Annotated in this window: 12 protein-coding genes; 3 read left to right on the top strand and 9 right to left on the bottom strand. The window is 67.1% G+C overall.

Annotation, left to right across the window (positions count from 1 at the left end):
- The first annotated feature begins 98 nt into the window (after positions 1-98).
- Positions 99-1,505: an MATE family efflux transporter gene (locus tag F3I62_RS11300; RefSeq protein WP_160489732.1), complete on the top strand. Its 1,407-nt coding sequence runs from the start codon at positions 99-101 to the stop codon at positions 1,503-1,505.
- Here the strand turns inward: F3I62_RS11300 and F3I62_RS11295 are convergent.
- Positions 1,463-1,915: a gamma-glutamylcyclotransferase family protein gene (locus tag F3I62_RS11295; RefSeq protein WP_160489731.1), complete on the bottom strand. Its 453-nt coding sequence runs from the start codon at positions 1,913-1,915 to the stop codon at positions 1,463-1,465. The genes F3I62_RS11300 and F3I62_RS11295 overlap by 43 nt on opposite strands.
- Positions 1,915-2,154: a sulfurtransferase TusA gene (gene tusA / locus F3I62_RS11290; protein WP_160489730.1), complete on the bottom strand. Its 240-nt coding sequence runs from the start codon at positions 2,152-2,154 to the stop codon at positions 1,915-1,917. Before tusA ends, F3I62_RS11295 begins: the two co-directional genes overlap by 1 nt.
- Before the next feature lie 78 nt (positions 2,155-2,232).
- On the opposite strand from tusA, the gene F3I62_RS11285 reads away from it, so the two are divergent.
- Positions 2,233-2,412, top strand: a complete 180-nt coding sequence (locus F3I62_RS11285) for a hypothetical protein (protein WP_160489729.1) — start codon at positions 2,233-2,235, stop codon at positions 2,410-2,412.
- Here the strand turns inward: F3I62_RS11285 and rlmM are convergent.
- Positions 2,387-3,436 carry a 23S rRNA (cytidine(2498)-2'-O)-methyltransferase RlmM gene (rlmM, locus tag F3I62_RS11280; RefSeq protein ID WP_160489728.1) on the bottom strand — a complete coding sequence of 350 codons (1,050 nt, stop codon included), beginning with the start codon at positions 3,434-3,436 and terminating at the stop codon, positions 2,387-2,389. The genes F3I62_RS11285 and rlmM overlap by 26 nt on opposite strands.
- Before the next feature lie 146 nt (positions 3,437-3,582).
- Between rlmM and acnA the strand changes: the two genes are divergently transcribed.
- Positions 3,583-6,258, top strand: a complete 2,676-nt coding sequence (gene acnA / locus F3I62_RS11275) for an aconitate hydratase AcnA (protein ID WP_160489727.1) — start codon at positions 3,583-3,585, stop codon at positions 6,256-6,258.
- 81 nt (positions 6,259-6,339) lie between these two features.
- On the opposite strand, the gene F3I62_RS11270 is transcribed toward acnA, so the two are convergent.
- The 6 genes from F3I62_RS11270 to F3I62_RS11245 form a co-directional block, all read right to left on the bottom strand.
- Complete coding sequence (locus F3I62_RS11270) at positions 6,340-7,779, bottom strand: mannose-1-phosphate guanylyltransferase/mannose-6-phosphate isomerase (RefSeq protein WP_160489726.1); 1,440 nt, start codon at positions 7,777-7,779, stop codon at positions 6,340-6,342.
- Between the two features lie 95 nt (positions 7,780-7,874).
- Positions 7,875-8,996: a mannuronate-specific alginate lyase gene (locus F3I62_RS11265; RefSeq protein WP_372240116.1), complete on the bottom strand. Its 1,122-nt coding sequence runs from the start codon at positions 8,994-8,996 to the stop codon at positions 7,875-7,877.
- Between the two features lie 3 nt (positions 8,997-8,999).
- Positions 9,000-9,647, bottom strand: coding sequence for an alginate O-acetyltransferase AlgF (locus tag F3I62_RS11260; protein WP_160489724.1), 648 nt, complete (start codon positions 9,645-9,647; stop codon positions 9,000-9,002).
- 27 nt (positions 9,648-9,674) lie between these two features.
- Positions 9,675-10,826, bottom strand: coding sequence for an alginate O-acetyltransferase (locus F3I62_RS11255; RefSeq protein WP_160489723.1), 1,152 nt, complete (start codon positions 10,824-10,826; stop codon positions 9,675-9,677).
- A 12-nt stretch (positions 10,827-10,838) separates the two neighbouring features.
- Positions 10,839-12,311 carry an MBOAT family protein gene (locus F3I62_RS11250; RefSeq protein WP_160489722.1) on the bottom strand — a complete coding sequence of 491 codons (1,473 nt, stop codon included), beginning with the start codon at positions 12,309-12,311 and terminating at the stop codon, positions 10,839-10,841.
- Positions 12,312-12,398: 87 nt separating this feature from the next.
- Entirely contained in the window at positions 12,399-13,820 is a 1,422-nt protein-coding gene (locus tag F3I62_RS11245; protein WP_160489721.1) for an alginate biosynthesis protein AlgX, read from the bottom strand.
- Between the last annotated feature and the right edge of the window lie 9 nt (positions 13,821-13,829).

Below are 13,829 nucleotides of genomic sequence, written 5' to 3'. Positions count from 1 at the left end.
ATGCGCAGGCCGCTCACCACAGCTGTCCACCCGGACAAGATTGATGCCGCCGGCGCGTCGGCGGAGTAGAATTCCCGGCCCTGTCGCCGGATCTGCCCATGCCTGCCCTCACCCGTCCCGCCCGCATCCGCGCCGAACTGCGCGCCCTGCTGGCGCTGGCCACCCCGATCATCATCGCGCAGCTGGCGCACACCGCCATGGGCTTCGTCGACACCGTGATGGCCGGCCGCGTCAGCCCGCGCGACCTGGCCGCCGTGGCCCTGGGCAACTCGCTGTGGGTGCCGGTGTTCCTGCTGATGACCGGCATCCTGCTGGCGACCACGCCGAAAGTGGCGCAACGCTTCGGCAGCGGCCAGCAGCAGGAAATCGGCCCGCTGGTGCGCCAGGCGCTGTGGCTGGCCCTGGCCGTGGGCGGTGGCGCCGCCGCCCTGCTGTGGAATGCCGAGCCGGTGCTGCACCTGATGCAGGTCGACCCCAGCCTGGTCGAGCCGGCCATGGGCTACCTGCGCGGGGTGGCCTGCGGCTTCCCCGCCGTGGCCCTGTACCACGTGCTGCGCTGCTACAGCGACGGCCTGGGTCATACCCGGCCGAGCATGATGCTGGGCATCGGCGGCCTGCTGCTGAACATCCCGCTGAACTACGTGCTGATCTACGGCAAGCTCGGCCTGTCGGCCCTCGGCGGCGTGGGCTGCGGCTGGGCCACCGGCATCGTCATGTGGAGCATGCTGCTGGGCATGCTCTGGTGGGTGAACTGGGCGCCCTACTACCGCCCCAGCCGGCTGTTCGCCCGCTTCGACTGGCCGCAGTGGCCGGTGCTCAGGCGCCTGCTGTCGATCGGCGTGCCGATCGGCGTGGCGGTGTTCGCCGAGGCCAGCATCTTCTCGGTGATCGCCCTGCTGATCGGCGGCCTGGGCGCCACGGTGGTGGCCGGCCACCAGATCGCCCTGAACTTCAGCTCGCTGGTGTTCATGATCCCCTACTCCCTGGGCATGGCCGCCACCGTGCGCGTCGGCCAGTCGCTCGGCCGCGACCAGCCGCGCGAGGCGCGCTTCGCCGCCGGCGTGGGCATGGCCAGCGCCCTGGCCTATGCCTGCCTGTCGGCCAGCCTGATGCTGCTGTGGCGCAGCGAGATCGCGCAGATCTATACCGCCGCCCCGGAAGTGATCGCGGTGGCGTCGAGCCTGATCGTCTATTCGGCGCTGTTCCAGTTTTCCGATGCCATCCAGGTCACTGCCGCCGGCGCCCTGCGCGGCTACCAGGACACCCGTGCGACCATGCTCTACACCCTGTTCGCCTACTGGGGCATCGGTCTGCCGGTGGGTTACGGCCTGGGCCTGGCCGACTGGTTCGGCGAGCCGTCGGGGCCGCGCGGGTTGTGGCAGGGCCTGGTGGTCGGCCTGACCTGCGCCGCCGTGCTGCTCGGCATTCGCCTGGCGCGCAGTGCGCGGCGGCGCATCCGCGCTCAGTCGTCGAGCGCGGCGGTGGCGGCCAGCGCCGCCCAGTAGTCCGCCGACAGATAGGGCCGGCCGGCCAGCAGGTGCTCCAGGTAGGTGCGGCTGGGCGCCAGACCCTCGCTGCGCCAGAACGGGTTGGCGATATAGACCCAGGCGGTGATCGGCCCCCGCTCGGTCTGCACCGCCAGGCGCTCGCGGCTGTAATACACCGGGGTGCCTTCGAAGTGATCCAGCTTGAAGATCTCGTGCTGGTCGGCCAGGCGATACAGCACGCCTTCGACCACGCCGCCGACCTGGTGGCGAATATTGGCGTAGGCACGACCGGGATGGTCATGCGCGCGTTTGTTGAAGCACAGGGCAAAGCCCGGCAAATGCCCGGACAGCGCCTCCTCCACCCGCAACCCACGCGCCTGCATGCGCGCCGGGTTCATGTTGGAGCCATAGGCGAAGTAGTACGGCATTACTCGGCCTTCTTGCGAATCCAGTACAGGTAAGTACCGCCTTCTTCGCTCTGCTCGACCAGCTGGTGATCGAGGAACATGCAGAACTTGGGAATGTCGCGACGGGTCGAGGGATCGGTGGCGATCACCTTGAGCAGGCCGCCGGCTTGCAGGTCGCGCACCTTGTTGTGCAGCATCATCACCGGCTCGGGGCAGTTCAGGCCGGTGGCGTCGAGAATGGCGTCGGGTTGCAGGGACATGGGGTACTCCGGAAACAGGCCGCCATTGTCGCGCAAAGCTGGGCGTCCGCCCAGCCGCCAGGCGACAGAGGAACTTTCATGCGCGAAGCGGAAGACTGGTGCGTCAAACGCCTGGACGATAACGGCAATGAATTCGTCCTGCGCGCAGGCCTCAGCCGCGAGGAGGCCGAGCGCCTGGCCCGCGACTACCAGGCCCGCGGGCATAAACAGACCTACTGGGCCTGCCGCCAGGCTACAGGCGGCGCAGGTGGCAGGTGACTTCCTCGCGGTCGTGGTAGAGCTGCTTGCAGGCAATCGAGACCTTGATCTTGCGTGCGGCGAAGGCGTCCTCCAGGCGCTGCAGAAGCTTGCTCACCTCGGCATAGCGCTGTTTCATCGGCAGCTTGAGGTTGACCACCGCCTCGCGGCACAGGCCCTCGCCGATCCAGGTCTCCAGCAGGGCGGCGTTGCGCGCCGGCTTCTCGACGATGTCGCAGACCATCCAGTCCACCGGCTGCTTGGGCTTCCAGGTGAAGCCGTCGACCATCAGGTGCTGGACCAGGCCGGTGTCCATCAGGCTTTGCGCCATCGGCCCGTTGTCGATGGCGGTGACCAGCATGCCGCGTTTGACCAGCTGGTAGGTCCAGCCGCCGGGGGCGGCGCCGAGGTCGACGCCGGTCATCTCGTCCGACAGGCGCGTATCCCACTGCTCGCGCGGGATGAAATAGTGCCAGGCCTCCTCCAGCTTGAGGGTCGAGCGGCTCGGCGCCTCGCGCGGGAACTTCAGGCGCGGGATGCCCATCGGCCAGGGTGCCTGGTTGTTGGCCTCGGCGATGCCGAGGAACACCTCGCGGCCGCTCTTGAAGGTCAGCAGCAGGCGCGGCTTGCTCGGCTCGTCGACCAGCTTGCCGGCCGCCGCCAGCGCCTTGCGCAGCGGCGCCTCGAACTTCTTGCAGAAGTTCGACAGTTCCTTGCCGTCGTTGCTGTCGAACACTTCCAGCCACAGGCTGCCGCACTGCGGGTAATCGGCCAGGGCCTGCAGCAGCACGCTGATGCGATCGCTTTCCGGCAACTGCACATAGCTGCCGCGGGCCCACTGGCGCGGGAAGATCAGCTTATTGAAGCGCAGGCCCTTCATCAGCCGCTCGGCGCCATCGGCCTCGCTGCAGACGAACTCGGCATGGGCGCTGCCGGCCTTGCCCTTGGCATAGCCGGCCACGTCCAGGCGCGCGGCGTGTTCGCTGATCTCGGCACAGACTTCACCTTCGAAGCCCGGGCGGCAGTGCAGTAGCAGGGTATTCATCGCGGTTCTCCTCGGGGCGCGCATGATAGCCGAGTCGGCCCGACGCGGCGCGCACGCCGCGTCGGGGAAAGTGGCGAGAGTTGACTCCACGGTCTAGTTTCACTAGTTCCCCCCTCAGCGGCTCCTGACCGCCCAGGAGAAATGCCATGCCCTCCCTGGATAGCCTCAAATGCCAGCGCAGCCTGGAGATCGACGGCCAGCGCTACCAGTACTACGACCTCAACGAGGCGGCCAAGAGCCTCGGCGATATCCGCCGCCTGCCCCTGTCGCTCAAGGTGCTGCTGGAAAACCTGCTGCGCTGGGAAGACAACGCCACGGTCAGCGTTTTCGATATCAAGGCCATGGTCGACTGGCAGAAGCAGCGGCGCAGCGACCACGAGATCCAGTTCCGCCCGGCCCGCGTGCTGATGCAGGACTTCACCGGCGTACCGGCGGTGGTCGACCTGGCCGCCATGCGCGCAGCCATGGCCGCCGCCGGCGGCGACCCGCAGCAGATCAACCCGCTGTCGCCGGTGGACCTGGTGATCGACCACTCGGTGATGGTCGACCAGTACGCCTCGCCCAGCGCCTTCGGCCAGAACGTCGCCATCGAGATGCAGCGCAATGGCGAGCGCTATGCCTTCCTGCGCTGGGGGCAGAACGCCTTCGCCAACTTCCGCGTGGTGCCGCCGGGCACCGGCATCTGCCACCAGGTCAACCTGGAATACCTGGCGCGCACCGTGTGGACCAGGGAGGAAGATGGCCAGACCTTCGCCTTTCCCGACACCCTGGTCGGCACCGACTCGCACACCACCATGATCAACGGCCTCGGCGTGCTCGGCTGGGGCGTCGGCGGCATCGAGGCCGAGGCGGCCATGCTCGGCCAGCCGGTGTCGATGCTGATTCCCGAGGTGATCGGCTTCAGGCTCAGCGGCAAGCTGCGCGAGGGCATCACCGCCACCGACCTGGTGCTGACCGTCACCCAGATGCTGCGCAAGAAGGGCGTGGTCGGCAAGTTCGTCGAATTCCATGGCGACGGCCTGGCCGAGCTACCCCTGGCCGACCGCGCCACCATCGCCAACATGGCCCCGGAATACGGCGCCACCTGCGGCTTCTTCCCGGTGGATGGGATCACCCTCGATTACCTGCGCCTGTCCGGCCGCCCGGAGGCCACCGTCAAGCTGGTCGAGGCCTACAGCAAGGCCCAGGGCCTGTGGCGCGAAGCGGGCCATGAGCCGCTGTTCAGCGACGGCCTGGAGCTGGACATGGCCAGCGTCGAGGCCAGCCTGGCCGGGCCCAAGCGCCCGCAGGACCGCGTGCCGCTGCCGCAGGTGGGCCAGGCCTTCGCCGACCTGCTGGCACTGCAGGGCAGGGACAAGGTCGCCAGCGCCAGCGTCGCGCACGACGGCCAGCGCTACGAGCTGGAGGACGGCGCCGTGGTGATCGCCGCCATCACCTCCTGCACCAACACCTCCAATCCCAGCGTGATGATGGCCGCCGGCCTGCTGGCGAAGAAGGCCGTGGAGAAAGGCCTGAGCCGCAAGCCCTGGGTGAAGAGCTCGCTGGCCCCCGGCTCCAAGGTGGTCAGCGAATACTTCGCCGCCACCGGGCTGACGCCCTACCTGGATCAACTGGGCTTCGCCCTGGTCGGCTACGGCTGCACCACCTGCATCGGCAACTCCGGGCCGCTGCTCGAACCGATCGAGGCGGCGATCCAAGGCGCCGACCTGACCGTGGCCTCGGTGCTGTCCGGCAACCGCAACTTCGAGGGCCGCGTGCACCCGCTGGTCAAGGCCAACTGGCTGGCCTCGCCACCGCTGGTGGTGGCCTACGCCCTGGCCGGCACGGTGCGCATCGATCTCAGCAGCCAGCCGCTGGGCACCGGCCTGGACGGCGCGCCGGTGTACCTGCGCGACATCTGGCCAAGCCAGGCGGAAATCGGCGCGGCCGTGGCCCAGGTCAGCAGCGCCATGTTCCGCCGGGAATACGCCGCGGTGTTCAGCGGCGACGCGCAGTGGCAGGCCATCGCCGTGCCGCAGGCGGCCACCTACCAGTGGCAGGCCGACTCCACCTATATCCAGCACCCGCCGTTCTTCGAAGGCATCGCCGACGACCCGCCGCATGTCGGCGACATCCACGGCGCGCGCATCCTCGCCCTGCTCGGCGACTCGGTGACCACCGACCACATCTCCCCCGCCGGCAACATCAAGAAGGACAGCCCCGCCGGGCGCTACCTGGCCGAGCACGGCGTGGCCCCGGCCGATTTCAACTCCTACGGTTCGCGGCGCGGCAACCACGAGGTGATGATGCGCGGCACCTTCGCCAATATCCGCATCAGAAACGAGATGCTCGGCGGCGAGGAAGGCGGCAATACCCTGCACCTGCCCAGCGGCGACAAGCTGGCGATCTTCGATGCGGCCATGCGCTACCAGGACGAGGGCGTGCCGCTGGTGATCTTCGCCGGCCAGGAATACGGCACCGGTTCCAGCCGCGACTGGGCGGCCAAGGGCACCAACCTGCTGGGGGTCAAGGCGGTGATCGCCGAGAGTTTCGAGCGCATCCACCGCTCGAACCTGGTCGGCATGGGCGTGCTGCCGCTGCAGTTCCGCCCGGGGCAGAGCCGCAAGACGCTGCAACTGAATGGCACGGAGAAAGTCACCATCGGCGGCCTGGATGGCGTCAGCCTGCGCCCACACATGAGCCTGGCGCTGGATATCCTGCGCGCCGATGGCAGCCATGAGGAGGTCGAGGTGCTGTGCCGCATCGACACGCAGAACGAGGTGGAATACTTCAAGGCCGGCGGCATCCTGCAGCATGTGCTGCGGCAGATGCTGGCCCACTGAGAACCTGTCTACGATCAAGAGATCGTAAACAGGTTCTGAGAGTGGCGGCGGATTGCCCGCCGCTAACTCCAGGCGTGCCGATCAGCTCGGCACGGTGGCCTTGGGCGTACGCCCGTAAACGTCCTCCAGGCGTTCGATGTCGTCCTCGCCCAGATAGCCGCCGGACTGCACCTCGATGATCTCCAGGGGGATCTTGCCCGGGTTGCTCAGGCGGTGCACCGAGGCGATCGGGATGTAGGTCGACTGGTTTTCCGTGAGCAGGAACACCTTGTCGTCGCAGGTCACCTGCGCCGTGCCGGACACCACGATCCAGTGCTCGGCGCGGTGGTGGTGCATCTGCAGCGACAGCTGCGCGCCCGGCTTGACGGTGATGTGCTTGACCTGGTGGCGCGTGCCGTTGTCCACCGAGTCATAGCTGCCCCAGGGACGGTACACCGCGCAGTGGTTCTGGGTTTCCTGGCGGCCCAGGGCATCCAGGGCGTTGACCATCTTCTTCACGTCCTGCACGGCATCCTTGTGCGCGACCATCACCGCATCCTTGGTCTCGACCACCACCACATCGTTCATGCCGATCAGGGTGACCAGCTTGGAGGTGCCGTGCACGAAGCTGTTGTGGCTGTTGTGGGTGACCACATCGCCCTTAATCACGTTGCCGTCGCTGTTCTTCTCCTGCACGTCCCACAGCGACGACCAGGAACCCACATCGCTCCAGCCGGCCGACAGCGGCACGACGCAGGCACGCGCGGTCTTCTCCATCACAGCATAGTCGATGGAGTTGTCCGGGCAGCACTCGAAGGTGCCGGCGTCGATGGTCAGCACCCCGCCACTGCTCTTGCTGCGTTCGAGGGTCAGCACGCAGGTGTCGTAGATATCCGGCTCATGAGTGCGCAGCTCGTCGAGGTAACGGCTGGCGCGGAACAGGAACATGCCGCTGTTCCAGTAGTAGCCGCCGCTGCGCACGAACTCGCTGGCGCGCACAGGGTCGGGCTTCTCGACGAACTGCTTGACGCGGTAAGCACCGGGAACCAGGGTCTCGCCCTCTTCGCCACGCGCCGCCTTGATGTAGCCGAAGCCGGTTTCCGGACGGTCCGCGGGAATCCCGAACAGCACCATCTCGCCCTCTTCGGCGGCGATGCGCGCCAGCTCCAGGGCCTTGCGCAGGCTCAGCTCGTCGCTGATCACGTGGTCGGCCGGGAGGATCAGCATCAGCTCGTCGCGGCCCTCGGCCAGCAGCTGCAGGGCGGCCATGGCCACCGCCGGCGCGGTATTGCGCCCGAACGGCTCGAGCAGCATGCCCTGGGCAGTGATGCCGATCTTCGCCAACTGCTCGTTGACGATGAAGCGATGCTCCAGGTTGCACACCACCAGCGGCTTCTGCATGCCTTCGAACACCAGGCGCTGCAGGGTCTGCTGGAACAGCGACAGCTCGCCGGTGAGGGCGAGGAACTGCTTGGGGTACATCTTGCGCGACAAAGGCCACAGGCGAGAGCCGCTACCACCAGAAAGAATGACCGGGATCATGGGTCTGTCTCCAATTTAATATCCGTTTAAATCTCGACCTGTCTCGCCGCCGGAACGGATGTACCGGGCAGCGGGAACTGCATCAGGAATCACTTTCAAGGCAGTTGCCCGGAAAACAGCTGGGTCATGTCACCGCCGAGCCGGTAGGTGCTCAGCGGCTCGATCGAGCGGCGCCACGCGTCCGTGCTCTCCGAGCACGGGTACAGCGCGCAGTAAGGCTCCAGCCAGGCAAATCTGTTGCTGTCCTGCAGGTCCTCCAGGGTCTGCGGGTAACCGGTTTTTTCTTGGAATATCTTCGGCTCGCGCAGCCCGGCCTGCAGGCGTAGCGCCAGGCGTTGCAGGGCCGCGTCGTTCTCGCCGCGCAGGTCCAGGCCATTGGCCTTGGCGAACGCTGCGATCATCACCAGCGGCCCCATGCTGTAGTTGTGGTACGCCAGTGCGCGGGTCTGCCGGGACAGCTCCAGCGGCAGATAGCCTTCGCCGTCGACCTGCTGCATGCCGTGCCGGTACTGCTCCACGGCCCAGTCGAACAGGTCGCGCCGATCGAGCACCACGGCCGTGGCCATCACCGACCAGGCGGCCCAGTACTGGTGATTGTTGCGCCGCTCCAGCGGCTGGGCGTTCCAGTCGATCACCACCTGATCGGCCAGTTCGCCTAGCCACGCCTCGATGCGTTCGGCCTGTTCGGCCTGCCCCGCGAGCGGCTGCGAGCGGGAGAACTTCAAGCGCAGGTAGGCGCCCGCGATGCTGCCCAAGGCCCATTTGCGCACCGACTTGCCGGTGTGGTTGTAACGCTCGCTGAGCAGCGCCTCGGCCTCGGCCCAGGTGTCCAGCCAGCTCAGCGCGCAATCGGCATAGGCCTGCTGGCCCGTTTCCAGGTAGCGGCCGACCAGGCGGTTGCTGCCGTTCTCCAGCTGGCGCACATCCTCGGTGAGCTGCGCATAGCGGGCGGCGGCCTCGCTGTTGATCTTGTCGCGGGCGGCATCGGAGCCGGCGTACTTGCTCGGGAAGTACAGCTCGCCGGTATAGGGCGGCGGCACCGGCGGGCAGCTCGGCACCTTGCCTTGCGGCGCCGCGGCACTGCGCAGGTAGCCGGCTGGCGGCACCAGCGTGGCCCCGCCGCGCTCCCAGGAGCAGCCCTGGGCCAGCAGCAAGGCCAGGCATAGCCCGCCACGCAGCAGCACCGCCAATGTCCGATCCGCAAGCTTCATGGCCATTCCTCAGTCGGTGGTGACCGGACGCTTGACCCACACCGGCGACAGCTTGTCGGCGCTGCCGGTGACATACAGGCTGACCACTTCGCCACGCTCGATCACCAGAGGGCTGAGGTCGCTGACCTTGCGTTCGCCGGCGAACAGCGCCAGGCGCACCTTGACCGGATTGATCTCGCGCTCGCCCCGGGCCTGGCCGGCTACCGCCTTGATCACCTCGGTCTTGCCGTCGGCGGTCTTCAGCGTCAGCGCGCTGTCGGACAGGTTCTGCAGGCGCAGCAGCGACTTCTGCCGGTTCTTGAACAGCGGTTCCTCGATCAGGCTCAGTTCGCCGCCCGGCAGGCGCACCAGGGTGTAGTAGGTGTTTTCGGCCAGGCTGACGGCCAGGCTCTTGCCGCCCGCCTTGGCGCTGTAGCTGCCGGCGGGAAGAAACTCGTAGTCACTGCTGCCCTTCGGCGCGATATCGCTGAAGTGCAGGTTGCCCAGGTTGGCATCCAGGGTTTCATTGGCGGCGTTGTAGCTGCGCACGAAGGCCGAACCGTCCGGGGCAACCGGGCCGTACAGGGTGGCTTCGTCAGCCATGGCCAGCGGCGCGCACAGGCTGAGCAACAGGCTGCCCAGACGGCCGGAGCGGTTAAGGGTACGAATCATCGACATGGGTGTTTCCTCGGCAGACAGGACGACTCAGGGAGCCGTCACGGGTTTAACGGGATCGCGCAGCGCCAGCTGCTCATTGCCGCGCAGGCGCTCGAGCCAGGCGCTGTCGAAACCGGACAGGTCGCTCGGCAGCATCAGGTAGCGCTCCGGGAACTCCCAGATCACCAGGCGCAGCTCGGCGGTTTCCGCCCGCTCGCGCTGCAGCAGGCGCAACATCGGCACCAGCGGGCCATGGCCGTCCTCGGCATAGTTGAGCAGGTCGCTGCCCAGCTCCTGCTTGAGCGCGCCGGCGAAGTTCCATTTCGGGTTGGCGCTGTAGCTGGTGCCGACCAGCGCCACCTGCGGCTGGGCGTCGCCGAACAGGTCGGCGGCCGTCTCCGCGCCCGCCTCCGCGGCCTCGGTATGCCGCGGCTGCAGGCTCTCTGCCTGCGGCTGCAGGGCGGCGAAATAGGGCTCCATGGGCAGGAAGCTGAGCAGGTCGCCCTTGTGCGGCTGGCTATCGCTGGTGCGGGTGACGAACCGCTGCTCGCCACGCCGCCAGTCCCCCCGGGCGGCCAGATAGTCGGCCAGCGCCTTGGCGGTAACCTCGGCGCCATGCGGCGTCCAGTGGGTGTCGGTACGCAGGAACACCGCGGCCGCGCTCTTGGCCTGCTGCAACGCCGGCAGCAGATCCGGGCCGGGCAACTGCTGCGTCTGCATCAGCGCATGGGCCTGGGCATACAGCGCCTGCTGGGCGGCGACCGGCTTGGTCGCGGCCAGCTGCTCCGGATACAGGCGCGCCTTGGCCGGCAGCAGGGCCAGCACCAGTTCGATGTCGCGGCGCTTGAATTCCTCCTGCACGGCCGCGATCAGCCGCCAGTTGTCCTGCAGCTGCTGCGGTTTGCTGGCCGGCTTGAACTCCTCGTCGGTGAACAGCCAGTCCTCGCGCCCGACCACCACGCCGGGGCGGCCTTCGCCGAACAGGGTGAACTCCAGGGCGGCCCAGGCGTTGGTGCCGAACGCCTTGAGCGGGAACTGCTTGTCGTAGTGCTTCTCGATGGCATGCGCCAGCTTGCCGTTCAGCAGCGGGGTTTCGCTGGCCGCGGAGAAGCTCAGCAGCGCCGGCAGCGAGGCCAGCGACAGGGCCAGCAGCAAGCCGATGAACAGCAGGCTGTACAGGATATTGGCGGTACGCGACATGACGGCGCCTCCTCAGAACTGGAAATACAGGAAGGGAGAGAAGCTCTGTGCCGACAGCTTCAGCACCGCGGCGGCGAACAGCAGCAGGACCGCGGCATGGAACAGCAGCGCGCGGTAGCTCAGCGCCACGCCCACCGCGGCGCCCCCCGCCGGCATGGCGTCCGCGGCCCGTGCCTTGGGCGCGCCGGCCAGCGGCTGGGCATGGAACTGGCGAATGCCGCACCAGGCCATCACCGCATAGGACAGCAGCAAGGTGGCGACCTGCAGGCTGGTCAGCTGCGCGCGGGTCAGCTCGGAGAGGCGCCAGTCGCCGAAGCTGAACATGGCCGCATACATGCGCCAGGCCACGTCGAGGTTATCGGCGCGGAAGATCACCCAGCCGATCACCACCAGGGCGAAGGTGAAGGCCCACTTCAGCGGGCGGATGCGCTGCGGCGCGGCGTCGACGCCCAGGGCGCGCTCGATGGCCAGCCACATGCCATGCCAGGCGCCCCAGATCACATAGGTGAAGTTGGCGCCATGCCACAGGCCGCCCAGCAGCATGGTCAGGAACAGGTTGCGGTAGGTGGCGAAGGTACTGCCGCGGTTGCCGCCCAGGCTGATGTACAGGTAGTCGCGCAGCCAGGTGGACAGGCTGATGTGCCAGCGCCGCCAGAACTCGGTGATCGACTGGCTGATATAGGGCTGGTTGAAGTTCTCCATGAAGCGGAACCCCATCATCAGGCCCAGGCCGATGGCCATGCTGCTGTAGCCGGCGAAGTCGAAATACAGCTGCGCGGTGTAGGCCAGGGCCCCGAGCCAGGCATCGCCGGTACTGGGGTTGGCCAGGGCGAAGCAATGGTCGGCGATCGGCGCGATGCTGTCGGCGATAAACACCTTCATGATGAAGCCCTGCATGAAGCGCGTGCAGCCTTCGGCGAACTTGTCCAGCGTGTGGGTGCGGTGGTTGAACTGGTCCACCAGGTCGCGAAAGCGCAGCACCGGGCCGGCGATCAGGTGCGGGAAGATCGCCACGAACGCGGCGAAGTCGATCAGGTTGTGGGTGGCCGGGGTATCGCCGCGGTACACGTCGATGATGTAGCTGATCGACTCGAATACGTAGAACGAGATGCCGATCGGCAGCAGGATGTGGGTGAGCACGAACGGCTCGATGCCGAACGAGGCGATGATCGCATTGAGGCTGTCGACCCCGAAGTTGGCGTACTTGAAGTAGCCCAGCACGCCGAGGTCGACCACCACGCCGAGGATCAGCCATTTCTGTGCGGTCCTGGTGCGCACCCCGGCCGTGCCGACCCGCAGGCCGATCCAGTAGTTGAACAGGGTGACCGCGGCAAACAGCGCGAGGAAGTCGATGCGCCACCAGGCGTAGAAGATGTAGCTGGCCACCAGCAGCAGCAAGTTGCGGTAGCGATTGCCGCTCAGGTAGTACAGGCCGAGAAATATCGGCAGGAACAGGAACAGAAATACGTTGGATGAAAAAACCATGCCTTCACTCTCCGATTAAGCCACGCCCTCCCCCCGATCCCTCGGGGGTAAGCCGGTGCCCGTGGGGCACCGGCGCGTCCGGCTTGGTTAGTCCGCGCGGGCCTGCAAGGCCGCCCCGGAATTGTCGCGACGCGGGCAGATGCTGGCCTCGACCTGCATGCCGGCCGGGGTGTCCGCCGGCATCTCGATCTCCAGGGACAGCAGGGTCTGCCCCGACCACTCCGGGTCATCGCGCAGGCCGAAGACGAAGCGGCCGTCGGCCTCCACTTCCGGGGCGCGGGAAATGTTCAGGTTGTCGCGCGAGCCACTCATGTACAGGAACGAGCTGCGCAGGTCGCGCACATTGCCGCCGCTGAACTGGATATCGGCGACATAGTCCTCGCTGCGGATCGGCTTGACCGCGGTGTTCACCAGAATCTGGTTGACCCCGGGGTGCAGGGCCACCTTCTGGCTCAGCGCCGCCGGCGAGGCCTGGCAGCCGTTGGCGAGCATCGGCATGATCTGCCGGTAGAAGATCGACATGGCCAGGTCGTAGTAGCTGTTGATCTCCCAGACCAGGATCTTCGGCGGGTCGTTCTGGAAGTCCTGGCTGCCCAGGTACTGCAGCATGGCGCTGTGGAAGCCGCCGCCGGTTACCGAGCGGTTGTCCACATCGACGCTGGCGTACTGCTTGAGGAAGCCATCGAAGTTGTACTGCGCGGAGCTGAAGCTGGTGCCCACCAGCACCACATCGGGCGCCGCGGTCTCGCCGAACAGCTCGGAGCTTTCATCCTTGGGCTCGGTGGCCACGCGGGTGAAGTATTCGTTGGCGTAACCGTTGCCGCAGATCTTGCCGAAGGCCTGGTTGAGCGAGCCGATCTTGTGCCGCACGCCCTCCTTGCGCGTGACGAACTCCTTGCGTGGAATGCTCTTGAACACCTCCGACTTGCCCAGCTCGGCGGCCAGCAACTGCGCCGTCAGTTCGGCGCCACGGGGCGTCCAGTGGTTGTCGCGCTTGAAGAACAGCGTCTCGCGCACCGCCGCCGGCTGTTCCAGCAGCGCCGACAGGTCGGGCACGCGGATGCCCAGGCTGCGCAGGCGCGCGGTGGTCGCCAGGTAGTTCTTGCGCGACAGCTCGGCATCGTAGCCGCTGCGGCTCTGCGCGCTGAGCATCTCCGGGCTGACCAGGCCGCGCGGCGGCAGGTAGACCATGACCAGCTCCACGCCCCGCTCCTTGAGGGCATCGCGCAGGCGCTGCAGGTGCTGATAGCCCTCGGCCGTGGTGCCGATATCGGTCATCAGGTCGATCTTGCTGCGGAACAGCCAGTCTTCACGACCCTGCACCAACTTGGTGAACTCGCCCATGTCACCGGTATAGGTGCTGTCCTGCAGCGCCTGCGGGCAGATTTCGCAGCACCGTTCGATCTTGTACTGCGGCGCCTCTTCGGCACGGGCGGTGGCGGCCAGCAGGCCGAACAGCCCCAGCGAGGCCAGCAGGCCGGCCGCTTTCACGCTTGAATTCCGTGTCATCGCTCGCTC

It is taken from the genome of Pseudomonas sp. R-28-1W-6, assembly GCF_009799925.1.
In the GTDB taxonomy this organism is placed as follows: domain Bacteria; phylum Pseudomonadota; class Gammaproteobacteria; order Pseudomonadales; family Pseudomonadaceae; genus Aquipseudomonas.
Note: the sequence above shows the minus strand (reverse complement) of the source record. Positions and strands in the feature narration are given on the sequence as shown.

What these genes read in the sequence shown, in the direction of transcription:
- F3I62_RS11300 (WP_160489732.1), top strand. Translation starts at nt 99, where the DNA reads ATGCCTGCCCTCACCCGTCCCGCCCGCATCCGCGCCGAACTGCGCGCC.
- F3I62_RS11295 (WP_160489731.1), bottom strand. Translation starts at nt 1,915, where the DNA reads ATGCCGTACTACTTCGCCTATGGCTCCAACATGAACCCGGCGCGCATG.
- tusA (WP_160489730.1), bottom strand. Translation starts at nt 2,154, where the DNA reads ATGTCCCTGCAACCCGACGCCATTCTCGACGCCACCGGCCTGAACTGC.
- F3I62_RS11285 (WP_160489729.1), top strand. Translation starts at nt 2,233, where the DNA reads ATGCGCGAAGCGGAAGACTGGTGCGTCAAACGCCTGGACGATAACGGC.
- rlmM (WP_160489728.1), bottom strand. Translation starts at nt 3,436, where the DNA reads ATGAATACCCTGCTACTGCACTGCCGCCCGGGCTTCGAAGGTGAAGTC.
- acnA (WP_160489727.1), top strand. Translation starts at nt 3,583, where the DNA reads ATGCCCTCCCTGGATAGCCTCAAATGCCAGCGCAGCCTGGAGATCGAC.
- F3I62_RS11270 (WP_160489726.1), bottom strand. Translation starts at nt 7,779, where the DNA reads ATGATCCCGGTCATTCTTTCTGGTGGTAGCGGCTCTCGCCTGTGGCCT.
- F3I62_RS11265 (WP_372240116.1), bottom strand. Translation starts at nt 8,996, where the DNA reads ATGGCCATGAAGCTTGCGGATCGGACATTGGCGGTGCTGCTGCGTGGC.
- F3I62_RS11260 (WP_160489724.1), bottom strand. Translation starts at nt 9,647, where the DNA reads ATGTCGATGATTCGTACCCTTAACCGCTCCGGCCGTCTGGGCAGCCTG.
- F3I62_RS11255 (WP_160489723.1), bottom strand. Translation starts at nt 10,826, where the DNA reads ATGTCGCGTACCGCCAATATCCTGTACAGCCTGCTGTTCATCGGCTTG.
- F3I62_RS11250 (WP_160489722.1), bottom strand. Translation starts at nt 12,311, where the DNA reads ATGGTTTTTTCATCCAACGTATTTCTGTTCCTGTTCCTGCCGATATTT.
- F3I62_RS11245 (WP_160489721.1), bottom strand. Translation starts at nt 13,820, where the DNA reads ATGACACGGAATTCAAGCGTGAAAGCGGCCGGCCTGCTGGCCTCGCTG.